Source organism: Maribacter dokdonensis DSW-8, assembly GCF_001447995.1.
Taxonomy (GTDB): Bacteria; Bacteroidota; Bacteroidia; order Flavobacteriales; family Flavobacteriaceae; genus Maribacter; species Maribacter dokdonensis.
Genome location: NZ_LDPE01000002.1, coordinates 811,911 through 837,607, shown reverse-complemented (window position 1 = coordinate 837,607; position 25,697 = coordinate 811,911). Strand labels below are relative to the sequence as shown.

Annotated in this window: 12 protein-coding genes; 8 read left to right on the top strand and 4 right to left on the bottom strand. The window is 36.1% G+C overall.

Annotation, left to right across the window (positions count from 1 at the left end):
• Positions 1 to 5: 5 nt before the first annotated feature.
• Complete coding sequence (locus I600_RS13175; protein WP_058104994.1) at positions 6 to 1,028, bottom strand: LacI family DNA-binding transcriptional regulator; 1,023 nt, start codon at positions 1,026 to 1,028, stop codon at positions 6 to 8.
• A 322-nt stretch (positions 1,029 to 1,350) separates the two neighbouring features.
• Between I600_RS13175 and I600_RS13170 the strand changes: the two genes are divergently transcribed.
• Positions 1,351 to 4,473 (top strand): SusC/RagA family TonB-linked outer membrane protein, encoded by a 3,123-nt coding sequence (locus I600_RS13170; protein WP_058104993.1) that lies wholly within the window; start codon positions 1,351 to 1,353, stop codon positions 4,471 to 4,473.
• A gap of 19 nt (positions 4,474 to 4,492) precedes the next feature.
• Positions 4,493 to 6,103 carry a RagB/SusD family nutrient uptake outer membrane protein gene (locus I600_RS13165; protein WP_058104992.1) on the top strand — a complete coding sequence of 537 codons (1,611 nt, stop codon included), beginning with the start codon at positions 4,493 to 4,495 and terminating at the stop codon, positions 6,101 to 6,103.
• A 505-nt stretch (positions 6,104 to 6,608) separates the two neighbouring features.
• On the opposite strand, the gene I600_RS13160 is transcribed toward I600_RS13165, so the two are convergent.
• On the bottom strand, positions 6,609 to 8,261 hold the full coding sequence (locus I600_RS13160; protein WP_058104991.1) for a solute:sodium symporter family transporter: 1,653 nt from the start codon (positions 8,259 to 8,261) through the stop codon (positions 6,609 to 6,611).
• Between the two features lie 275 nt (positions 8,262 to 8,536).
• Here I600_RS13160 and I600_RS13155 point away from each other — a divergent pair, with 275 nt between their 5' ends.
• Genes I600_RS13155 through I600_RS13135 form a run of 5 tightly spaced genes read left to right on the top strand, consistent with a single transcriptional unit; the run spans position 8,537 to position 18,243 of the window.
• Entirely contained in the window at positions 8,537 to 11,893 is a 3,357-nt protein-coding gene (locus I600_RS13155) for a VCBS repeat-containing protein (RefSeq protein ID WP_058104990.1), read from the top strand.
• Positions 11,883 to 15,134 carry a VCBS repeat-containing protein gene (locus tag I600_RS13150; protein WP_058104989.1) on the top strand — a complete coding sequence of 1,084 codons (3,252 nt, stop codon included), beginning with the start codon at positions 11,883 to 11,885 and terminating at the stop codon, positions 15,132 to 15,134. The genes I600_RS13155 and I600_RS13150 overlap by 11 nt, the downstream gene beginning before the upstream one ends.
• Positions 15,135 to 15,138: 4 nt before the next feature.
• A complete protein-coding gene (locus I600_RS13145; RefSeq protein WP_058104988.1) occupies positions 15,139 to 16,488 on the top strand; it encodes a vanadium-dependent haloperoxidase in 1,350 nt (449 codons plus the stop codon).
• A gap of 5 nt (positions 16,489 to 16,493) precedes the next feature.
• Entirely contained in the window at positions 16,494 to 17,393 is a 900-nt protein-coding gene (locus I600_RS13140) for a hypothetical protein (protein ID WP_058104987.1), read from the top strand.
• Entirely contained in the window at positions 17,386 to 18,243 is an 858-nt protein-coding gene (locus tag I600_RS13135; RefSeq protein ID WP_058104986.1) for a hypothetical protein, read from the top strand. The genes I600_RS13140 and I600_RS13135 overlap by 8 nt, the downstream gene beginning before the upstream one ends.
• 9 nt (positions 18,244 to 18,252) lie before the next feature.
• Here I600_RS13135 and I600_RS13130 read toward each other — a convergent pair whose 3' ends face one another.
• Entirely contained in the window at positions 18,253 to 21,975 is a 3,723-nt protein-coding gene (locus I600_RS13130) for a metallophosphoesterase (protein ID WP_058104985.1), read from the bottom strand.
• A gap of 55 nt (positions 21,976 to 22,030) precedes the next feature.
• Between I600_RS13130 and I600_RS13125 the strand changes: the two genes are divergently transcribed.
• Complete coding sequence (locus I600_RS13125) at positions 22,031 to 23,248, top strand: Pycsar system effector family protein (protein WP_058104984.1); 1,218 nt, start codon at positions 22,031 to 22,033, stop codon at positions 23,246 to 23,248.
• On the opposite strand, the gene I600_RS13120 is transcribed toward I600_RS13125, so the two are convergent.
• The gene (locus tag I600_RS13120) at positions 23,237 to 25,609 is read right to left on the bottom strand and encodes a GAF domain-containing protein (protein WP_058104983.1); all 2,373 of its coding nucleotides are present in this window, start codon (positions 25,607 to 25,609) and stop codon (positions 23,237 to 23,239) included. The two genes, I600_RS13125 and I600_RS13120, sit on opposite strands and share 12 nt — an antisense overlap.
• Positions 25,610 to 25,697: the final 88 nt, after the last annotated feature.

Sequence of the window (25,697 nt, the reverse complement as noted above, 5' to 3'; positions counted from 1 at the left end):
AACTATTAATTAATTGTTGAACCCCGTTTTACCAAAGTTGCATTAATAACTTCTGTCTTAAACGGCTCCTCTACTAATTCTACAGATTCCATTCTTTGGATCAATAGTTTGGCCGCTAGTTCTCCCATTTTCTCACCATGCTGCGCCACAGTACTTAATTGGGGCGATGAATACCTAGAGAGTATACCGTCGGTAAAACCGATTATCGAAATATCATCTGGAACGGTGTATCCTAAATGCTGAATTACACTCATGCATTGAATGGCGAATATCTCATTAACACATAATACTGCATCAACGTCATTATTCTGAAAAAATTCGGTTATTAAATTTGTATTATCCCGATCATGGGGTAGTGTTAAAATTAAACGATCATCTAATGCTATATTATTTAATTTCAAAGCTGCTAAATAACCTTCCTTTCTACTTTCACTTACGTTAAAATACTTTTCTGTGGTTATTAAAGCTATTTTTACTGCACCAGCCTTAACAAAATGTGTTACGGAATCACCGGCAGCTTCAAAATCGTTTAAAATAACTTTATCACAATCTATTTCAGTAGTTATACGATCAAAAAGTACTATTGGGATCCCTTGATCAAGCAATTCTTTTAAATGGGTAAAATCGTTCTTTTTTTGTGTTTCAGCGCTTAATGAAAGAATAAAACCATCAATACTTCCATTTGCCAACATTTCCATGTTTATGACCTCTTTATCATAAGACTCATCGGAAATGCATACTATGACATTATACCCCATAGCATTCGCATATTTCTCAATACCCCTAAAAACCGTAGTAAAAAAATGATGTACTATATCCGGAATAACAACACCAATATTTTTTGTTCTTTTATTTTTTAAACTTAGAGCTATATTATTTGGTCTATAATTGTAGAATTTTGCAAAAGCCTTTATTTTGTCCTTTGTTTCCTTACTGATTTCTTTGCTATTCTTTAACGCTTTGGAAACGGTAGAAATTGATACGTCTAATTCTCTTGCAATGTCTTTTAAAGTAATTTTTGGTTTCAAGATAGAAGGTTTAAAAATTTAAGATAAGAACTTAATCTTTTCCAAAAGCTAAAGTTTACTACGGAGATGAAAACGGTAAATATATTCAAAAATCTATTTTTTATATATTTGCAGGATAATCATATTTTCATATTAATACAGATATATAATTATGAATATAATAAAAACCCCCTTTAACATTCATTATACTCGCAAAAATTAAAAGTTATCAACACGAAACCGTTTTCGTAACTATTTAGCTTTACACTTTATATTAACAACACGCCTTTTTGCATATTTTTAACAATTGAAATTAAATTAACTCAACTTAAATTAACAATTTATGAAGATTACATTCCTAAAAAGTCTGTTGGTTCTTGGAGCATTTTTATGCTTCGGATTCTTGCAGGCACAAGAAGTATCTGGAACTGTTTCAGATGCAAGTGGACCTTTACCAGGAGCTAGTGTTCTTGTAAAGGGGACTACGAACGGTACGCAAACCGATTTTGACGGTAATTACACTTTGACCGCTGAAGAAGGTGCAGTACTTATTGTAAGTTACATTGGCTACAAGACTCAAGAAGTAGCGGTAAACGGTAGAACTTCAATCAATTTTACTTTAGAAGAAGATGCTGAAGCATTGGAAGAGGTTGTAATTATTGGTTATGGTACAACTACCGTAAAAGATGCAACCGGATCCGTAACAGCGGTTACTGCGGAAGATTTTAACGGTGGTAACATTGCTTCGCCAGAACAACTGATACAAGGTAAAACTGCAGGTGTCAACATTCAAGAAACAAGTGGTGAGCCTGGAGCCGGTATTCAAATTAACATTAGAGGTTCTAACTCTGTACGTGCCAATAACAATCCATTATTCGTGGTAGATGGTGTTCCACTGGGTGGAGGAGATACATCTCCACAAGGTGAGACCGGTTTTGGTCAAAGTGCCGTTAAAAACCCGTTGAACTTTATTAACCCAAATGACATTGAGAGCATCAGTATTTTAAAAGATGCATCGGCAACGGCAATCTACGGTTCGCGTGGTGCTAACGGTGTTGTTATTATTACTACTAAGAGTGGTAAAGGAAGTAGCCAAGGCGTGTGGGACTTCTCTAGCTCTTTAAGCATATCTAAGGCTGCCAATACTTTTGACCTTTTAGATGCATCTGAATTTTTATCTGGTGTAACTTCTGTAGGTGGTGATGCGAGTGCGGTAAATTTTGGAGCTAATACAGATTGGCAACAAGTGGTATTGAGATCAACTGCTTCTCAAAACCAAAACCTTTCTTATTCTAAAAACTACGGTAGTGGTAATGTAAGGGCTACTTTTGGATACGGCAAACAATTTGGTATCGTTGAAAATTCCGATTTAGAAAGAATTACAGGTAGATTAAATCTTAACCAAAGATTTTTAGAAGATAAATTAGTTTTAGGACTACAAATGTCTATTGCACGTATTAATGATTCTCAAGCACCAATTAGTGCACAAGCAGGTGCTGCAGGTGATGTCTTAGGTGGCGCTTATGCCGCTAACCCAACGTGGCCAGCTAGCTCAAGCTTTAATGCAGGTGGTTTAAATGTTAACCCGCAAAATGCACTTGACAATACTCAGAACATTACCAATACAAACAGATACCTTTTAAACGGTTCTGTTCAATACAATTTTACCCCTGAAATTTCTGCCAAATTAAATGCAGGTTTGGACATTTCTGAAGCTTCTAACACATCTGTTATCTCAAAAGACATTAACAACATTAATGGTGTTACGGATATAGGACGTGGAAACTATGGTGTTTTAGAAAGAAACAATAAAACTTTAGAGGCAACTGTGAACTACAACAAAGAATTTGAAAATTCTAGTTTAGAGGCATTAGTTGGTTTTGGTTACCAAGATTTCCAAACTTTTGGTTTCAATTCTGGCGGTAGAGGTTATTCTACTAGTGACTTAAATGCTATGGGAAGAGATTTAAGAAGTGCGGTTAACGACTTACAGAATGCAGTAACCGGATCTTATCAGCAAGCGTATTATGCACCCAACACTAATGGAGTTTTAATCAATAGATTATTACCAACGGTTGTAGCTCAAGAAGAATTAGGAAGAAGCCTTAACAGCGCTGTTACTTCTGTCTTTACAAATTCTTTTGACAATACCGATGAGCTACAGTCTTTCTTTGCAAGATTGAATTATACGTTGAATGATAAATATTTATTTACAGCAACAATGAGAGCTGATGGCTCTTCCAGATTTGGTCCTGAAAATCAATACGGATATTTCCCTTCCGGTGCATTTGCATGGAAAATGAACGAGGAAGATTTTGTTGGCGAAAACGTATCTACACTTAAATTACGTTTAAGTGCAGGTATCACTGGTAACCAAGATGGTTTAGGTTACGGTAACTTCGTAGCAAGACAACGTTTCTCAGATTTAACAGTTCAACAAAATCTTGAAATTAACGCAAATGGTACAGCAATTGTTGCTACAGATAGACCAGACTTAAAATGGGAATCTTCTTTTAACTTAAATGCTGGTTTGGATTTTGGGTTCAACAATGATCGTTTAAGTGGTAGTATTGATATCTATAGAACTGAAACTACAGATGTTCTATTACAGACTCCACCAGCCGCACCTGCAGTTGACCCGTTCCAGTTCCAGAATGTTGATGCCAGTATCATTAACCAAGGTATTGAATTTGCATTGGCTTACGATTTTGTAAGAACTGATGACGCTACTTTTTCCGCAGATTTTAATATTGCCTATAACGACAATGAGGTTCAAAATTTTGATGGACTTATTGACACGGGTGAAATTAACGGTCCTGGTTTAACAGGTGCATTTGCACAGCGTTTTGCTTCAGGACAATCATTGTATTCCTACTTTTTACCAATCTTCACTGGTTTTGATAGTGCAGGTACTCCAACATACCAAGACATAGATGGTAATGGTGTTGGTGATCCTTTCCAAGACAAGACCTTTGTTGGTGAAGATGCTTTACCAGATATCACTACAGGTTTAAGCTTAAACTTAAAAGTTAAGGATTTTGATGCTTCTGTATTCTTCCAAGGTCAGTTTGGATTCTCAGTATACAATAACACTGAAAACGCATACTTTACAGCCGGTGCACTTTCTAACTCTAGAAACGTAACCCAAAATGTATTGACTAGTGGTGAAGACCCAGGAGCTTCTGCAGATGCTTCTACACGTTTCTTGGAAAAAGGTGATTTTGTACGTTTCCAAAATGCTAGCATAGGTTATAACGTACCATTATCTGGCGAAGGAGCATTAAATTCTTTACGTTTTTCAATTACCGGGCAAAACCTTTTCTTGATCACTGATTATAGTGGTTTAGACCCAGAGGTTACAGCTAATACTGGTGATTTAGGTTCTGGTGTACCATCAAGAGGAATTGATTATGGTTCTTATCCAAGACCAAGAACATTCACTTTTGGTATTAATGCATCATTTTAATTAAAAAAAATTGTATATCATGAAAAATAATTTTAAAATCTTAACACTTTCTATTCTATCGTTGGTAGGGGTTTCTTCCTGTACCGATCTAGAAATAGAAGAAACAGATTCGATCATTTCAGAAGGATTTCAAGGCTTGGCCGATCCTTCTTCTACGGTTACGAATCTATATGGATCACTTGCCGGACAGTATGCTGGTCAAGACAACTATTTTGCACTACAAGAAGTAACTTCAGATGAGCATTTGATTCCTACGCGTGGAGGTGACTGGGGTGATAATGGGCTTTGGAGAGTTCTACATACACATGATTGGAACGGTCAGCACTCTTTTATTGTAAACGTTTTTCAATTATGGAATGGAAACCAATTACAAGCTTCTCAGGTTTTAGATTCAAGAAGTAACCCATCTACCACCAACATTGGAGACGCTAGCTTCATAAGAGCGTATAGCATGTGGGTTATATTGGACAACTTTGGTCAAGTTCCTTATAGAGATACCGAATTACCATCTTCTTCTGTACCTGAAGTACTTACGGGTCAAGCAGCATTGGATTTCATTCTTGCCGATATAGATACGGCTATTGCAAATGCCCCTGCTACACCTGCAGGTAGTGGCGAAGCTAACTTAAGAGCAAGTAAAGCCGCTGCAAGATATTTAAAAGCTAAAGTTCTTTTGAACAAGCATATTTATCTTGGCACAGCTCCAGAAGCTTCAGATATGGCAGAAGTAATCTCTTTAGTTGATGAAATTACAGCTGAAGGTTATGCACTGCAAGAAGGCTACTTTGACCTTTTCTTACCAGATGCAGACACTGAAACTATTTGGGCTTTAGAAGCAAATACCATTAACAAAATTGTTATGGGACTTCACTACAACAGTACAAGTATACAAGGTGGTGGCTGGAACGGTTTTAGTACACTTGCTGAGTTTTACGACCTATTTGAAGGTGATGCAGAATCAAATGAATTAGATGCAAATCAAAATCCTGTTGACGGACAAGAAGAACGTAGAGGTGGTGTACCAACTATAGGTACTCCTTTTGCAGGTCAACCATACGCATCTGATAACAACGGATTTGTGGATGGATCAAATGTTGGATATGGTTTTCTTATCAACCAACAATATGACCTAGACGGAACTCCATTACAAGATAGACAAGGAGCTCCCCTTACTTTCAAAAGAGACTTTAAAGATGGTGCGGGTAACGTAAACTTTATTAACAATGATGAAACTACAGGTATACGTATTCAGAAGTATGCTGCTAGAAATGGAGAAGCTTCTATTAGTCACCAAATCGTATTTAGATATGCTGATGCTCATTTGATGAAAGCGGAAGCTATGTTTAGAAGTGGTGGTGACCCTACGGCAATGATCAATGAATTAAGAACTATACGTAACACTCAAGAATTATTAGGTACTGTATCTGAGCAAGATATTTTAGATGAAAGAGGTAGAGAATTGTACCAAGAAGCTTGGAGACGTAATGACTTAATTCGCTTTGGTCAATTTGGTAGAGATTGGTTATTTAAAGCCGAAGGAACCATCAATAATGATGATTACAATGTGTTCCCAATACCACAAGCTCAATTGCTTGCAAACCCTAACTTAGTACAGAACCCAGGATACTAAGCAAACATAATTTTTAGTTTAAGTTGAAAAGGCCTCCAATTTCATATTGGAGGCTTTTTTTATTTATACAATACGCTATTTGAACAAATTGAGCAATAAGGTTTTTTTTAGTTAATGGTCTAATTACAAGTCAGATTGACTAAATTCAATAGAAATATTATTCACTACATCAGAACTAAATCATTCCCTATTAGCACATACAGTTATATTTGCTATTTCATAGCATTCTATCTCGACAAATTATTTCTTTCTCATACCGATAACAATGGCTCACAAGAACTTATTGCAGAGAGGACTTGAATTTAGCACCAGCCATTTGCCACAAAATATGGTACGGTTTTTAAAGTATTTTCACGTTATACTACCTATCATTTCATTTACAAGAATACTTTCTATTCTACACTAATCAAGAAATAGAATGAAACATAGGTCAGCTACCAAATAAATCAAAATAGCCACATCAAATACTTGATGTGGCTATTTAACTCATGACTTGTAAAATTCCTTACTTTGCAAAGAACACGTAGATGCCGATTACAATACAACAAATAGCTATACCTACCTGATTCACATACTTATACGGTGTAATGGATACTTGATCCGTATACTCCAAAACAAAAGGTTCCTTTCTTGGTTTAATAGCACCAATAATTAACATAATAACAATATTGGTTACAAACAATATCGCCATTATGTGTAAGAAATGAGGATACGCATCAGCCTCAATCAATTTCAATTGCATAGGGTCTGTAATACCTTTCGCATTAGCATCTGCCAATGCTGCATCTACAAATTTATTCTTCAACCAAAATTGACTAATTATATATAATGCAGAACCTGACAGAATACCTACTTTGGCAGCAATAGCCGGAACTCTTTTAGTCAAATACCCTACAACTATTATGGTGAAAATAGGAATGCTATAAATACCGTTGATTTCTTGCAAATAATTGAACAAGCTTCCTGCATTTGCTATAAGCGGAGCTATGAACATAGCCGCTAACGCCAAACATATCCCGAAAATCTTACCGTATTTTACCACCGTAGTTTCTGGTGCCTCTGGGTTAATATGTTGTTTGTAGATGTCAATACCAAATAGGGTTACAGAACTATTAAGTACACTATTAAAAGAACTTAAAATTGCACCGAACAATACAGCTGCAAAGAAGCCAACTAATGGCTTAGGTAAAACCGCCCTTACCAATTCCGGGTAAGCCAAATCACTTGAAGCTAAACCACCATCAAAATAATGATATGCGATCATGCCCGGTAAAACCAAAATTAATGGTCCCAATATTTTTAAAAATGAAGCCAACAATAATCCTTTTTGACCTTCGGCCAAGTTTTTTGCCCCTAATGCCCTTTGTATAATTTGTTGGTTGGTACCCCAATAAAACAACTGTACCAACATCATTCCTGTAAAAATAGTTGCAAAAGGTACTTCTTGACCTGGATTTCCCGTAGAATCAAATCTTTCAGGATTCGCACTTACCAATATATCAAGTCCGCCGAAAACACTTCCATCCCCAATAGCCATTAATCCGAATATCGGAATCAACAATCCACCTATCAATAAACCAACTGCGTTTATAGAATCTGAAACAGCCACAGCCTTCAATCCGCCAAAAACCGCATATACCGATCCAATTAATCCAATTCCCCATATACAAATTACCAATGCCGTACTATCAGAAACCCCCAATAAGGTGGGCACATCAAACATACCGCTAATCGCCACCGACCCTGAATACAGTATTACAGGCAACAACACTACGACATACCCCGTTAAAAACAGACCAGAGGTAATGGTCTTTGTTGTAACATCAAACCTTTTGGCCAAGAATTGCGGTATGGTTGTCAACCCACCTTTTAAATATCTTGGCAACAGAAAAATGGCTGTTACTACAATTGCGATCGCCGCTAAAGTTTCCCATGCCATTACAGATAAACCATCTGTATATGCACTACCGTTTAGCCCTACAATTTGCTCTGTAGAAAGATTGGTCAATAATAATGAACCAGCTATTACGCCTGCCGTTAAACTTCGACCCCCTAGAAAATAACCATCTGAGGTTTGCTCATCTGTTGTTCTAGTTGCTAAATATGAAATTACGGCTACCAATATGGTGAAGCCTAAGAAAGAAAATATGCCTATCATCTGTTGAGTTGTTTGTTACTTAGTCAAGGTTAAATATATTGGATTATTTTCATTACTTCTAAAAAGATGCGGCAAAATCTCATTATTCGCATTTTACTACGAACACTATAACGATTTCTTTAAATTTTAACGTCTACTTTTGGCAAATAAACCTAACAAATATTAGGTATTTGGCTATATTGCAAATCATTTTTGAATAACCTATTACACAGGTGACTAACTCAATTTTTACAGCGCATATTATTACTCAAAAATCCATTTCAAACATAAAAAGAATGAACTTCAATTTTCTTAAGCTATGCTTGCTTGGCTTATTTTTTTTACTAATACAATCCTGCGGTTCAAAAGAAGACGGTAACACTCTTGAAAATAATAGTGAACCTACACTTTTTACACTTTTAAGACCTGAAGAAACGGGTATATCTTTTGTAAATAAAGTTGCGAACTCAAAAGAATTCAACATTTTCAAATATCGCAATTTTTATAACGGAGGCGGTGTTGCCATTGGAGACATTAATAATGATGGGCTATCCGATGTTTTTTTAACAGGTAATATGGAACCCAATAAACTCTTTTTAAATAAAGGAGATTTAAAATTTGAAGACATATCGGAAAAGGCAGGTGTAAAAGGAAACAAACCTTGGTCAACGGGTGTTGTTATGGCAGATATCAATAATGATGGTTACCTAGACATTTATGTTAGTAACGCTGGTAATATGGAGGGGAACAATCATGACAATGATCTTTATATCAATAACGGTGATGGCACTTTTACAGAAAAAGCCCATGAGTATAATTTAGCGGAAACAGGTTTTTCAACCCATGCTTCTTTCTTTGATTATGATAAAGATGGTGATTTAGATGCCTATATTCTAAACAACAGTAATATACCAGTAAGTAGCTTAGGGTATGCCGAACAAAGAGAAGTAAGAGCCCAAGATTGGGAAGGTGTTCCAAAAATTTTTAGAGGTGTTGGCGATATGCTTTTAAGAAATGACAACGGAAAATTTGTAGATGTCAGTGAAGACGCCGGTATTTATGGTAGTCTAATTGGTTTCGGATTAGGTGTAATGGTAGTGGATATCAATAATGACCTATACCCAGATATTTATGTTTCCAACGATTTTTACGAAAGGGATTATTTATACATTAACAACCAAGACGGGACCTTTAGTGAGGAGATTCAAAAATGGACCAATCACCTAAGTTTATCCGCCATGGGGATTGATATGGCAGATATTAACAATGATGGTCTTACCGATATCTTTATTACAGATATGCTACCTGAACCGGATCAACGTGTAAAATCGGTGATGGAATTTGAAGGTTATAATATTTTTAAGTTAAAACAGAGCAAAGACTTCCACCAGCAATATATTCAGAACACGCTGCAGCTTAATAACGGTAATGGCTCTTTTTCTGAAATTGCATACTATAGTGGTGTAGAAGCTACAGATTGGAGCTGGTCTGGACTCATGTTCGATATGGATAATGACGGACTAAAAGATATTTACGTTACTAACGGCATTAACCATGATTTGACAGACCTTGATTTCGTGGATTTCTTTGCCAATGAAATCATTCAAAAAATGGCATTGACCGGCAGAAAGGAGTCTATTGATTCTATTATAAACAAAATGCCGGTTACCCCATTACCAAATTACGCGTACAGAAATAATGGTGATATCACGTTCAGTAATTACAATAAACAATGGGGTTTTGAACTGCCAAGTAGATCAAACGGTTCTGCTTATGGTGACCTAGATAATGATGGCGATTTAGACTTGGTAGTCAACAACGTAAACATGGAAGCCTTTGTATACCGTAACAATTCTGAAACGCAGTCTAACAACAACCATATCACTTTAAAATTCAGAGGTGCAGAGGGCAATAAGTTTGGAATAGGCACCGTGGCCCGTTTATATTACACAGATAACATTATAGAGCAAACATTAATGCCTTCTAGAGGTTTTCAATCTTCTGTAGATTACCCTATGACCATTGGTTTGGGCACTACTGAAACTATAGATTCTGTCCGTATCATATGGCCAAATGACACTACAATAAAACTTGAAAACGTAAAGGCAAACCAGACCATTACCTTTAACCAAGAAGAGGCTACAGATATTTACAAAGTCAAAAACACCAAAGCCTCTACCCTGTTGAAATCTATAGAAAACAATACTTTCTTGACCCATAAAGAAAACAATTATATGGACTTTGATAATGAAGGATTAATATCAAAATCATTGGCAGAAGAAGGTCCTGGTTTAGCGGTTGGCGATGTAAACGGAGACGGCAATGATGATATTTTTATTGGTGGTGCAAAAAACCAAACTGGCGCACTATATCTTCATAATGGCAATGGTTCACTTTCTAAACCCATAACAAATTTCTTTGTTGAAGAAGCTCAATTAGAAGATACAACAGCGTCATTTTTTGATGCCGACCAAGATGGTGACCTTGACCTTATGGTTGGTACCGGTGGTAATGAAATAGGCAATCAAGGTTCTTATGGAATTAGACTTTACATAAATGACGGCAAAGGAAATTTCTCTTTAAGCACCAACAAACTTCCAAGCATCAATAAAAATGTTGCGGTAATTTCTCCCTCAGATTTTGATGGCGATGGCGATGTAGATGTCTTTGTAGGCTCAAGAAGTATTGTAGGAACTTATGGTGTAAACCCAGACCACTTATTCTTATCAAATAACGGTGATGGAACTTTTACCGATATTACTGAACGTTCCGCATACGACCTTAAAGATGCCGGTATGGTTACGGATGCCAGCTGGGTAGATATGGACGGTGATGGTAAGGATGACCTGATTACAGTATCCGATTGGGGAAGCCCAAAAATTTATAAAAACTCTGGCAGAAGGCTTAGTAAATTTACAAGTTCGTTAGATAGTTTAAATGGATGGTGGGGAGCTGTTGAGGCCTATGATTTAGACAATGATGGCGATCAAGATTTAATTCTTGGTAATATGGGCAGCAATATCCATTACAAACCAGCTCCTGGCAAGCCTATGAAAATGTGGGTGAACGATTTTGACAATGATGGTACCATTGAGCAAATTACCACCCAAAACTATGACAATGGCGATTACCCGTTACACCAGAAAAAAGAATTGACCACACAAATATTAGCGCTGAAGAAAAAGAATATTAAAGCTTCAGAATATGCAAGGAAGACTATTCAAGAACTATTTTCAAAAGATATTCTAGATAATACCATACAAAAGCAGGTAAACATATCAGAATCTGTTATTGCTATTAACGAAGGTAATGGTAATTTCACCATTAAAATTTTACCACCACAAGTACAGTTCTCATGTATTTGTGGCATTCAATGTTTAGATGTAAATAAAGATGGAAACCTAGACCTTGTCATGGCAGGTAATAATTTTGAATTTAAGCCTCAATACTCTAGACTAGATGCCAACTATGGAAATGTCCTACTTGGTGACGGTAAATTAAATTTTAAATGGCAAAATTATTCTGACAGTGGTTTCTTTATACGTAATGAAGTAAAACAATTAAAAACCATAAAGGATAAAAACGGAAACGAATTTATTATTGCCGCAATTAATGACGACACTCCAAAACTGTATAGATTAAATGAGGAATAAGTTATTGTACATATCTGTTTTGGTTTTTGCGTTAGGATGCAAACAAAATTCCGGTGAATTATTTACAAAACGCCCTGCTAACGAGACAGGCATCACCTTTGAAAATACACTTACCGAAACCAAAGACCTAAGCATATTAGATTACCTCTACTTTTATAACGGTGGTGGTGTTGCCATTGGTGACATCAATAATGACAGTTTACCTGACATCTATTTTTCCGGAAATCAGGTAAAGAATAAGTTATACCTCAACAAAGGCAATTTACAGTTTGAAGATATTACTGAAAAGGCAGGCGTTGAGGGTAATAGTTCTTGGAATACCGGAGCCATAATGGGAGATGTAAACGGTGATGGTCTTTTGGACATTTATGTTTGTGCAGTTGTTGGTCTAAACGGATTCAATGGATACAATGAGCTGTTCATAAATCAAGGAGATGCTACCTTTAAAGAAAGCGCAGCTGAATTTGATCTTGATTTTGAATCTTATAGCTCATCTGCCGCATTTTTGGATTATGATTTAGATGGTGATTTAGATATATATCTCCTTAACCATGCCATACACACCCAAGATTCTTACGGTAATGCACAAATAAGACATAATCGTATTTACGAAACTGGCGACAAATTGCTACGAAATGACAATGGTAAATTCGTTGACGTCAGCGAAGAAGCCGGTATTTATGGTGGAGTAAATGGATACGGATTAGGAATAGCCGTTTCTGATTTTAATCAGGATGGTTACCCTGATCTTTATATTGGGAACGATTTTCATGAGGACGACTATTACTACCTAAATAATGGTGATGGTACTTTTAAAGAGAGTATTAAAGAGGCTTTTGGACATACAACACGATTTTCTATGGGAAGTGATGTGGCAGACATTAACCATGACGGTTTACCAGATTTAATTTCTTTGGATATGTTGGGCAGAGATGAAGTTGTTCTCAAATCATCCGAGGGTGATGATGATATCCAAATTCAAAAAATGAAAACCGAAACTTTTGGATACCATAATCAGTATACAAGAAATATGCTTTCTGTAAATCAACCCGATGGTAAATTCTTAGAAACCGCATTACAAAGTGGCGTTGCGGCAACAGACTGGAGCTGGAGCGCGTTATTCGGGGATTTTAACCAAGACGGTGAGCAAGATCTTTATATTAGTAATGGCATACCTAAACGACCTAATGATCTAGATTATATTAACTATATTTCTAATGATAACATTAGATCAAAAATCAATAATACCAACCTTGTAGATCAAAAGGCACTTAAAATGATGCCATCGGGTTTTATAGGGAATATGATTTTTAAAGGCTCAAAAGACCTTCAATTTATCGATGAATCAAAAAACTGGATTGCCCAAGACACTATAATAACCGGTGCTACAGCCTATAGTGACCTAGATAATGATGGCGACTTAGATTTAGTCACCAACAATCTTTATAGCCCTGCGGAAATACAAGAGAACACTACTAATGATAAAGCCCACTGGCTTAAAATTAAATTAGATTATACGCCAAAAAACAAATTTGGTATAGGCACTAAAATTTTCTCTTACGCAAACGGTGTTCAGCAATTTAAAGAAATGTATACGGTTCGTGGGTTCCAGGCTTCCTCAGAACCTATTATTCATTTTGGGTACGGTGACCTTACTACTATTGACTCCTTAAAAATCATATGGCCGGACAAAAGCTATCAGACTTTAAAAAATATAGCAGTAAATCAAACATTGAATATCAGTCCAAGTCAAAACAAACCTTTTGATTATAATAGCCTGCACTTTCAAAAGCAATTACTGTTCAAAAAAACATTGAACAACCTAGGCATTGACTATATTCATAATGAAGATGCTTATAGCGATTATTTACGTCAAAAATTGATTCCTTATCAAATGTCAGACAGAGGTCCGGCAGTAAGTGTAGGCGATTTAAACGCTGATGGTAAAGAAGATCTTTTCTTTGGTGGCTCAAAATACATTCCTTCTCAAGTTTATATTCAAGGTGACACTGTCTTTCAAAAAACGAATTATCCAGAAATAAACAAGGATAGTATTAAAGAGGATATCACTTCGATAATTGCAGATTTTAACAATGATGGAAAAAACGATTTAATTGTAGGGACAGGTGGTGCAGATTTTTACAACGAAATGAAGCCCCTTACAAATTCTTACTACGTTTCAAATAATCAAACTTATTCTAAAAAAGAATTTCCCGAAATGTTCGAGAACACATCCGTGCTCTTAAAACTTGATTACGACCATGACGATGACTTTGACCTTTTAGTCTGCAACCAATCTGTAAGTGCAGATTATGGAAATAAACCTAACAGTTATTTATTAAAAAATGAAAATGGCAATTTTAGCTTAGCCGACAATACATTTGAGAATCTAGGCATGGTTACCGATGCTTTGGTCACAGATTTCAATAATGACGGATGGGAAGATCTTTTGTTTGTTGGTGAATGGATGTCCCCTAGGTTTTTTGAAAATAATGAAGGTACTTTCAAAGAAATATATCCTTTAGAAAACGATAAGTTAAACGGTTTATGGCAGGCTGTCACCAGTTTTGATATTGATGGTGATGGCGACCAAGATTTTCTTTTAGGCAATTGGGGTTTGAATACGAAGTTCTCCACATCAGAAGAACATCCTATGAAAATGTATTATGGAGACCTTGATAAAAATGGCGCAACAGAAACCATTGTAAGCACATACAAAGACGGTAAAGATTACCCTGTAGACGGATTAAAAGAATTAGCCAGCCAAATGGTTTCGCTTCGTAAAAAATTCAACAACTACCATTCTTTCGCGGGCAAATCCATAGATAAAATACTAGGTGAGAATATGCTAGCAAATGCCGAAATTTTAGAAGTGCACACTTTAAATTCTGGCTATCTTATAAATAACAATGGTAAATTCTCTTTTGTTCCTTTTAGTTATGAACTGCAATTGGCACCTATAATGTCTTTCTTGGAGTTTGACTTTAACGGAGATCTTAAAACAGAGGTACTAGCAGCCGGAAATTATTTTGGAGTTAAACCATACCATGGCCGTTTTGATTCTTTTCCCGGGGCGTTGATAAGTAGCGACAGCAATATTACCTTAGCAAATAAAATTGGTCTCGATTTAACGGGAAAATCGATTCGTAATATGAACATAATCAATTTCAACAACAACAATTATATATTGCTCACCTTTAATGACAATGCAGCAGAGGTGTACCAAATACTCAAACCTTAGTACAATGAAAAAATATGTATTTATACTTTTAGCAGTGGTCTTATTTGCAAACTGTACAGAGAAAAAACAAGAACCAATTAAGATTTCTCCAGACGATCTACATAATTCTATTGACCATGTTATAGATATCATGATCCATGATATTTTCTCTCCGCCAGTAGCCAGTAGAATATTTGCATACCCAAACATTGCGGCATATGAGATTGTTGCTCAAACAAACCCTGACTATCAATCTTTATCTGGTCAACTAAAAGATTTAAAACCAATACCGGCGATAGATACGGCATCTGCTATTAATCCACAATTATCCGCATTAATTGCCCATATGAACATCAGTAGACAGCTCATCTTTTCTGAAGACAAGTTTGATGTACTGCAAGATAGTTTGTTCACAAAATGGAAAAATATGAACGAACCGGAATTTGAAGCCTCTAAAACCTATGGCTTAAAAGTGGCAGAACATATTAAAGAATGGATGAATAAGGACAATTACAGTCAAACCAGAACAATGCCTAAATTTACGGTCAATACAGACGACCCGGCGAGATGGCAACCTACCCCACCTGCTTATATGGATGGTATAGAACCACACTGGAATAAAATTCGCCCATTTATTATTGATTCGGCATCGCAGTTTAAACCAGTACCACCTCCCCCATTCTCATTAGAAAAAGACTCCGACTTCTATAAAGAACTTATTGAGGTTTATAATATTAGTAATGATATCACCAAAACCGGAGATGAATCTGAAGAAGTGGCCATTGCTAAATTCTGGGATTGCAACCCTTATGTTTCGGTAACTAGAGGTCATTTGATGTTCGCTACCAAAAAAATTACTCCAGGGGCACATTGGATCGGTATTACAAAAATAGCGGCAAAAAAGACCAATAGTAATTTTGATGATACGGTATTTGCATACACCAAAACTTCAATGGCCATCGCTGACGGTTTCATTAGCTGTTGGGATGAAAAATACCGAAGCAACCTTATTAGACCCGAAACATTGATCAACCAACATATAGATGAAAACTGGAAACCTATTTTACAAACTCCTCCATTTCCGGAATATACCAGTGGACACAGTGTAGTATCCGGTGCTGCCTCTACAGCATTGACCAGTATTTTTGGCGATGATTTTAGCTTTGAAGATGATACCGAAACTCCTTATGGTCTACCTATAAGAAAATTCAATTCTTTTAACGAAGCTGCCGATGAAGCTGCCATTAGTAGAATGTACGGCGGAATTCACTACCGAGCTGCGGTAGAAGTAGGTGTTGGCCAAGGTAGAAAAATTGGCGATCTTTTAAACTCTAAAATTAAAATGAAGAAAAATTCAAGTTTAGCACATAATTAATTCGCATGAAAAAAGGCTTAACTATAACCATTGCCATATTAATGGTTGCATTACTTTGGTATTTTCTTATTAAACCACAAGATTATCAAATAAGGGTTGTAGCCAAATCTAACACTGGTACTATAAATCAAGCTTTAAAAGCTTGGAACAATACCTTACCAAATGCCACTGTAAGACAGCTTAATAACTTGGGTAATTTAGAACAAAAAGTTGTTACCGGAGATTCAACCCATATCTATAATTGGAACATAACCCCCATTACGGATTCTACTTCACAATTAATCGTGAATGTAAAAGATGAAGACCATAGTATGGGCAATAAACTTGTGGTCCCATTTTACGATACCGATTTTGAAAAACAATCAAGAAAAACCGTGACCGATTTCATTGAGAGCCTCAATGCCCATAGAAAGGAATTTAAAGTTACATTTATGGGAGAAGATAACCTACCTTCTACCTACTGTGCCTGCGTTGAACACAAAACCACACAGATATCCAAGGCTTTCGGCATGATGGAGAGTTATCCTTTTCTCAATTCCGTAATAGCAAGTAATGGCATTCAGGTAAACGGTATTCCATTTATTGAAACCACAGATTGGAATATGCAAAATGATAGCATAAGCTTTAATTTTTGCTACCCCATTATTAAAAGCGATACCTTGCCTCAAATAAAAGATATTATTTATAAAGAGTTCATTGGCAAAAAATCACTTAAGGCTGTTTACAATGGTAACTACATGACCTCTGATAGAGCTTGGTACACTTTATTGGACTACGCTGAAGAAAAGAACATTGCCATAGAAAAAAAGCCAATAGAATTCTTTTTTAACAACCCAAATATGGGTGGCGATGCTTTGCGTTGGAAAGCTGAAGTATTTATGCCATTAGCTGATCAAGATGAATAAAATAGTATTAAGCATATTTTTAGTTTTATCTGTATTCACCTCGTGCTCTAATTACGGTCAATTAAAAGTAATTGCAGATTTGCCAGGCAGTTTAGATGAAAACTCTGGATTGGCTACTTACGGCGATTCTACTGTTTGGGTCATTGAAGATGGTGGCAACAAAGATGAAATATATCAAATAAACCTTAAGGGAGATATTCTTAAAAGTCTTAAAGTTAAAAATGGTGACAACCAAGATTGGGAAGATTTAACCACTGATAAAGCCGGTAATCTCTATATTGGTGATATTGGAAACAATGCGAACAAAAGAAAAGATTTGGTCATCTATAAACTACCCAACCCTACTATTGAACCAGGAGACAAAATTGACGCTGAAAAAATTAAGCTCCACTATCCGGACCAAAAAGATTTTCCACCTAAAAAAGAGGGTTTATTTTACGATTCAGAAGCTATTTTTCACCACGATGGCAAAATATTCATAGTAACCAAAAACAGGTCTAAAGCATTTACAGGAGAAGCCCATATTTACTCAGTACCAGATACCAAGGGTACTTATGAGGCAATCCTTGTAGGTTCATTTACGCCTTGCAAAGATTGGAAAATATGCCAAATCACATCCATTGACATATCTCCAAAAGGGGACAGAATTGTTGCGCTTAGCTATGGTAAGCTGTTCATTTTTACAGATTTTACTTGGGATGATTTCACAAAGGGCAACATGCAAGAAATTGATCTAGGTGCCCGTTCTCAATTAGAATCGGTTTGTTTTCTCAATGATGACACCCTACTCATTTCCGATGAAAAAGCACATAGTGAAGGTGGTAACCTATACACCTATTCTATAAAATAATTTACTTTTCTAAAAACCGAAACCTAGTCCAAAAGTAAATCTTGGTCCGTCTTCACTGGCAAATATTGCCGTATTCACCGAGATAATATCTGATGCATTTAAGAAAAAACCTCCACCGTAAGAGGTATGCCAACGACCAGAACTCATTTCAGGCATCCACACCCTTCCATAATCAAAACCACCAAAAAGCCCCATTGCAGTAGGTAGTAGTCTTGTGCGTTTTTTAGCAAGACTAAATCTAATATCCGTATTTTGATAGTAGGAAGTTTTTCCTGTAAAACGCTGATTTCTAAAACCACGAAGACCATCAATACCACCTATACTAGCAGCTTGGTAAAATTCGTATTCATCACCTAAGTTAAAATGTGCCTTCCATTTTGTAGCAAGCACCAGCCTTCCGCTTGGTATTAATTTATAATCAAAACTTAAGCTTGGTATTATGTACCCAAAACTACCTCCTTCTTTAGAAAGATTTTCTTTATACCCTGCTTCTAACGAAGTTCCCATTCCTATGGTTGGGAATGCTTCATTATCCCTGTTTTCGTAAGTATAAGTAGCATGAGCCCCAACAAAATCACTATTGGTTTCTTCTCCATTTTGTTGATAAAAAGTGTTTATGAACCTATCATTGGTTTCTTCTACACTAATGTTCTCATAGGACAACCCCAGTTTCACCTTAGCGCCCAACTGTCCTCTCCAAACCAATGATGGCAAAAAGTCTATTTGCCTAAGTTTTACCCTATTAAAATCCAACCCTAAGTCATCATCAAAATTTTCTGTATCGTTACCAAAACCAAAGAAATTCACCGCAAAATTAGGACTTGTAAAACGGGCTTTCAATTCTGCGTTCCAATTCTCAAAAACATGGGCAAATTCTCCCTGATATTTTACGTCAAAACCGCTTGTGGCAAAATAATAAGATGCACCTATGGTATGTTGTTGCGTAAAAGGATTTTGTCTAAACCCATTATAGGTGTATGTATTTAAGAAACCTATTCTAACCCCATCATCTGGATTAAAACCTATAGTAGGTATAATTTGATTGAAACTATTTCTCAATTTAAGTGGTTGATAGGTATTTAGTTCATAGTCATCTGATAATTTAACTTTTGCCCCACTTGTCTTTTCAAACGTGTTTTTCTTGCTCTTAAAATCATACAATGCCACGTTCTTACCATTATCCACTCGATATATATCATTGTTGTGCCCCCCAATAATCCTCACCTTTACTCCCGTAAAATTGGAAGGATTCTTAACCTCAAAAATATCATCGTCATCCAAACCAAACACCCAAAGTTCTTTGGTATCATCACTTGAAAAAATCTTATAATAAAAAAGACGTTTTTTCTTATCTCCTATATTTCTATAAACCTTTACCTCAGTTTCCGTATCATTAAGTCTATTGATTTCAAACCAATCATCTTTGTCGGTACCCGCTACAACGGCATACTTATTTAAAATCTTGTAGTATTCATTTGCCGTTTCTTGAATGTGGCTTAGGCGTGCCAAAAGTGTTTGCTTAATTTCATTGACCGTTTCATCCCTTACCTCTTCTGGGAAAGCTTTAAACGCCTCATCAATATCACTTTCCTTTAAATTCTCTTGCAAGTATTTTGCCTGAGCCAACCATTGACTTTTTTCTGTTTCTCCTAACAAGGTAAGATCCAAAACATAGGTCATAGGAGAAGAGTTAAAGCCCTTTACGCTTCTAATTTCTTCATTAAAACCTTCCATTAACCTTAAGCCTGGTATTATACGCGTGGCAATATTCATTAAAGCACCGTCGCCCATTTTGGAGTATACTTGGTCACGATCCCTAGGTACAGGTCTATATACTACCTTATCCTTTTTCTCGTCTTTAAACTCTGCCCATCTCCACTGATCAACATGCCTGTCCCAATCACCTAATACCATATCAAAAAGCCGAGCTCTTAAATAAAGATCCTTGTCCACTTCGTACTTTTCATCATCACGCAAGTCTTCTAGCATGCCATCAGTACTCTTTAAATCATTTGAATATCCAAAGCTTGCCAAATCGCCATGACCATCTCCAGTGTGTTCCTCAATCATATACAATTCATCTCCAAAAGAATCATTATACTCCTTTAAAGCCGGCTGTTTTGGCACATAATACAATACAGGATTTGTATGGTAAATACCAACAGCATCTGATAATCGCGCTGTGGTAAAAGGAGCATACGGGTGTGAGCCTGTATAAAAATCCTGCAAAAGTTCTTGGGTATAGGTCTCCTTTAAATCATCCAATACATACTGATCTTGAAAAGCCATGGACTGCAAGTATAGCTCGGCGCTCTTCTTTAAAGCTCGCATGACATATTCCCTACCATCCTTTGCGCGAAGACGAAGTGATTTAGATTGATGACCTCCGCCTTTCTTAACAGGTTCAAGACCACCCATAAGGGAATCTAAACGTACTGTAGGCACCTTTACCTTTGTGCCATAATACTTACGATAGCGTTCACCCCAAATTCCTTTATAAAACCTACTTTTTTCAATCTCATTATCTGTGTATACGGACGCCTCTACAGAATCTGGGAAACTGACTGTAAGTTCAGCTTCAAACGTTACTTGCGTAGGTGGCAACACTTCATTTGTAAACAAAAAATCTTCATTATTGTTTTCGCCAACACCATAAAATCTAACTCTTGACGACCCATCTTTATATACTTCTAAAGTAGCATAACCCATTTTTCCTGTACTGAACTGAGAGCCGTTCAGCAACTTTGTAAAACCTTCTTTTGCACCTGAACCACTAACAATTTGCGGCGTATTATTTTCAAGGATATACTGTAATGTGTGTTCATGTCCTGATGCGAATATTACCCGATCGGAATATTGTGCCAAGGTCGTTACCCTTTTCATCAATTCTCTATAACGCTTGTTATTGTTATCTTCAATGGATGCTCCTGAGGTACTTCTTAATACGTTGATAAAAGTTCCTAGAACAGGTACCGGCACTGCCATTTTCTTTGGATAAAATTGTTTTCTTAACGAGTAGTGCCCTCCATGCTCGCCATAACTGTTTGATGGGTGGTGCATAGCTATTACCGTGGTACGATCTCTATAATCTTTTATGGCATCTTCCAATTCCAGAAAAAACTTGTCCCTACTCTTGATCTCGCATTTATCATTAATATCGGGGCGTTTGTCCCAATTAGTTAAGTACCATTCTGTGTCTATTGTAATGATGGCAACATCTTCCCCTATTTCTATGACATCTATTGGGCACCCGTTCTCAGGTAAAAAAGGGTCTTTCTCCTTCTCCTTTAAAGCTCTTTTTATATAATTTTCTTCCCGTTCCAGACCAATTAAACCTTCAGTGTACCAATCATGATTACCAGGTATAAAAAGTGGTCTGCCCTTAAAATTCTCCAAGGTTTTAATTTGGGCATCTAAATGATTTTTTGCCTCTATGTAGGCTTGTGTAGAATCTTTTGGATCCGGTAGCCCAGCAGGATAAATATTATCTCCCAAAAATATGGCAGTACTGTTCTTATCTGCCTTATCCAACTTATTTTTGAAAATTTTGAGTGCAGGATTCATACCCCCAATAGGAGACAAACCTGCATCACCAATTAAATAAAATGTATGTGAAACTTCTTTAGAACTATCAACATCTACAGCATATTTATCATCTACATATTTTGTACTATAGGTTGCACAACTTGTAATAAATATAAAAACCGATAGATATGCATAAATCTTTTTCATAGTAGCCTTGCCCTCTTTAAATTTTCGTAATTTGGGTTATTATTATTCAATTTCCATGTCAGACATCTTAGATAACACACAACAATTTGTAACAGACTTACTAACCAATCAATTGGATCATAAGTTTTTATATCATAATCTAAGACATACACAAAGAGTCGTTAAAAGTACTAAACAATTACTTGAATCTTGTTCTCTATCGGATCAGGATCAGGAAATTTTGCTGTTAGTAGCTTGGCTACACGATACTGGTTACACAAAAGGTACTAAAAACCACGAAGAAAGTAGTTGTGAAATTGCCGAAGAGTTTCTATCAAAAGAAGGTTATGCAAAAGAATTAATAGCAAAAGTGAAGTCCTGTATTCTTGCTACTAAATGGAATGCAACCCCAAGTAATGAAATGGACATGATTATTCGCGATGCGGATTCTTCTCATTTTGCACAAAGCAGTTATCTTGAAACGTCTGACCTTTTGCGCGAAGAACTTAAATTACTTGGCTTAAAAAATTACTCTCAAAAAGAATGGTTAGACCTAAATATTCAAGTATTTAGAACTGACCATCAATTCTATACGGATTACGCCAAGGAGAATTGGCTGGAAAAAAAAGACAAGAATTTAAGAAAGCTAGTTAAGGACAAAAAGTCACAGAAAAAACTAGCAAAGAAAGAACGACTAAAAGCGCAATTTAAGAGCGAAAGTCCTGATCGTGGCATTCAAACACTCTATAGGGTTACCTTAAAAAACCATATTACCCTTAGTGATATTGCGGATACCAAAGCCAATATTTTATTATCGGTCAATGCCATAATAATTTCTTTGGCGCTCTCCAATCTAATTCCAAAATTGGATAACCCATCTAACGATTACTTAATCTACCCTACCGTAATCTTTGTATTCTTTAGTGTGGTATCTATGATTTTGGCAGTATTGGCAACAAGACCTAACGTTACTAGTGGCGAATTCACTAAAGACGATGTAAAAAACAAAAATGTAAACCTGTTATTCTTCGGTAATTTTCATAAAATGGCACTGAGCGAATATGAATGGGCCATACAAGAAATGCTAAAGGACAAAGATTACATTTATACCTCTTTGACCAAAGATCTTTACTTTCTTGGAATTGTATTAAATAGAAAATACGCTCTTTTACGATGGACATATACCATATTCATGATCGGCATGATCCTTTCGGTCATAGCATTTGCCGTTTCATTTAAATTCTTTGGTCCGGATCGTAAACTTGAGTTATTAAGCCAGGTACTATTCTTTTAAAGCATCCATTAAATCCTGGTAAGTATAGGTTTTTTCTGGTTCTTGCTCTCTTTTATATAAAATTTGAGCACGTATTGCCTTTAAACCAGACACGCCTTGAAGACCTTCTAACTCAACAATTTCTATTTGATTGGTAAAGTATCCTTTAGATTTCAAGAATTTGATATACCTCAAATATTCTAGTTCATCTTTTTTCTGTGAATACACAATTGACAATACTCCTTTTTGGGTCAATCTTTGCTCTGTACCCTTAATGTAAGATTTATCTATTCTCTTTTTAATTACCTCATAACGGGCATTGTACGTGCCATCTACATCAAATTGTTTTTCATCCATTCTAAAACGAATAGATAAAGATGTGTTATATACCAATATTAATGATGCCGCATCCAACGGTACAGGTAATTTGGGTTTTAACGAGTAATGTGTATTTTCCATTTCGCACATTACCTGTAATTGCCATAATCTTAAATTATTTAGGTATAACGGATTGTACTCTTTACTCTCTGAAATAGAAGATCCAATGTACATATTATGCTCCACACCATCTGTCTTATAACGCTCATAGTAATGTGGAAACATATTTTGGGCACTTTCCTGTCTTTTATCAATAACCGACGATAAGGTTTTATTGACCAAGGTTACGCTTTCATCGTAATTTTTTCTATGATCATAATAAGACCCGGTACCCATATCTATTTTGGACTCATATGCCAGTATATGATTTTCTATCTCCTTATCCGCTTTTTTAAGATGTTCAAAAACCGGTGAAATTTCATCTTGAACAAAATCGAAAATAGCTTGTTCACTATTGGTGTAGAGCATTTCCTTAATACTATCCAAGTGATTGTTTACCCTAAAGATCAACTCTTCATAGATAGGTAAATTCCATTTTTTCAAAGCAATATTCAATACACTATCTATTTCAGAAAGCTGTATCATCAAATCTCTTTGTATTGCCAAATTCCTTGCTTGGGAAGAATCCTTTATATCTATTTGCCCAAATAATGGGTATACATCTTTAAAAACAATTTCCTTAAAAGAAGGTGATCTACCTTCTATTTCATCTTGCATAAACCTTTTGGCCTCTTCCTGAAACCTCCAATACACCGAAGAATGAACAGAAGTACATTCATTTTGAATAATAGCATCTATTCTATTGTTCTCTTCGTTCTTGGTACGTACTACGGCAGAAACAATGAACGGCATTACATCATCTAACTTTTGTGCGTTAACGCCATTGAGCACTCCTTTTTTCTGAGAAACTATTTCTAAAATACCCAATAACTTACCTTCATATGCTATTGGCGCAAATATGGCACTTTGCACTCCTTGATCCTGTAGCCCTTTATATGGCTGCATTTCACCAGATTGCCCCACCATACGATCCATATCCGTAATGGTAAAATAAGAGTTGAAATCTATTAGTTTATGATAAGATTCCTCACACAATGCTACTTTACAGTCAATTGCATGTCTACCCCTTAAAAGAAAGCTATCAAAACCAATACCTGCAACTTCTTCAAACTGATCTTTTTTGGCATCAAAAGAAGCAAAACCTACTTTAATATTAGGTAAACGAAAGAATGATTTAAAGGTCTCCTGCAAATCATTCATAAACTTTACAGGTTGTAAAGTGTCCTTTGAGATTAATTTCGACTTAATATTTGAAATTGCCTGCTCCATGGTAACATCGAACAAATTGGCAATTACAAATCCTTTAGAAATAAAACTTTCTGGCGGAATCTTCTCCTTCCAAAGCTTAATATCAGTTGGGTTTGCCAATAACTCGTCTACATCTTCTTGGGTTACTTCCTTTGCCTTGTCCGTAGGGATAACATCAATAAAATCTGCATTATATAAAATACGATAGTGACGCATTACGCCATTGGCATCTGGAATATCATAAAAATATGGTCTACTAAAATCTAGCTTATAACCATAATAGTAATTTAATACTACCACACAGCTCATGATATAATCCATATCATCCCCAACGTTTCTTATTTGGGGTTCATAACCGTCACCGGCTTCATGAATTATACTTTGAAAACGTTTAGATGATTTTATAATAACACCTTGGTAGGGCAAGGTAGCTACCTTTATTTCGTTACTGCTCAAAGCCTCTGTAAACGTATCTTGTAAAATACGATCGATCAAGTCTTTATTTTTCTCCAATAAAGAAAAATCAGAAAAACCATTCCGTAATTCAGGAAATCCTTTTTCCACAGCCAAAATACGCTCGGCGGTAGCTGCCAAAAAAGGGTCGTCACCTTTCAAATGTTCATCGTACTTCGTAAGAAGTTTTTCAAAACTTATGAGGTGCTTAAACGGCATTTTCATTCTATCGTGCTTTCCCATGTTCTGGTTAGTCTACTAATTTTATGTAAAGTTACAAAACCAACCCTATTTTTTGACCAACTATAGCATTATGGTTAACGGGATTTTC

Coding starts and splice junctions, on each gene's coding strand:
- I600_RS13140 (WP_058104987.1), top strand. CDS start 16,494: ATGAAAAAAGGCTTAACTATAACCATTGCCATATTAATGGTTGCATTA.
- I600_RS13130 (WP_058104985.1), bottom strand. CDS start 21,975: ATGAAAAAGATTTATGCATATCTATCGGTTTTTATATTTATTACAAGT.
- I600_RS13165 (WP_058104992.1), top strand. CDS start 4,493: ATGAAAAATAATTTTAAAATCTTAACACTTTCTATTCTATCGTTGGTA.
- I600_RS13120 (WP_058104983.1), bottom strand. CDS start 25,609: ATGGGAAAGCACGATAGAATGAAAATGCCGTTTAAGCACCTCATAAGT.
- I600_RS13155 (WP_058104990.1), top strand. CDS start 8,537: ATGAACTTCAATTTTCTTAAGCTATGCTTGCTTGGCTTATTTTTTTTA.
- I600_RS13170 (WP_058104993.1), top strand. CDS start 1,351: ATGAAGATTACATTCCTAAAAAGTCTGTTGGTTCTTGGAGCATTTTTA.
- I600_RS13160 (WP_058104991.1), bottom strand. CDS start 8,261: ATGATAGGCATATTTTCTTTCTTAGGCTTCACCATATTGGTAGCCGTA.
- I600_RS13135 (WP_058104986.1), top strand. CDS start 17,386: ATGAATAAAATAGTATTAAGCATATTTTTAGTTTTATCTGTATTCACC.
- I600_RS13125 (WP_058104984.1), top strand. CDS start 22,031: ATGTCAGACATCTTAGATAACACACAACAATTTGTAACAGACTTACTA.
- I600_RS13145 (WP_058104988.1), top strand. CDS start 15,139: ATGAAAAAATATGTATTTATACTTTTAGCAGTGGTCTTATTTGCAAAC.
- I600_RS13150 (WP_058104989.1), top strand. CDS start 11,883: ATGAGGAATAAGTTATTGTACATATCTGTTTTGGTTTTTGCGTTAGGA.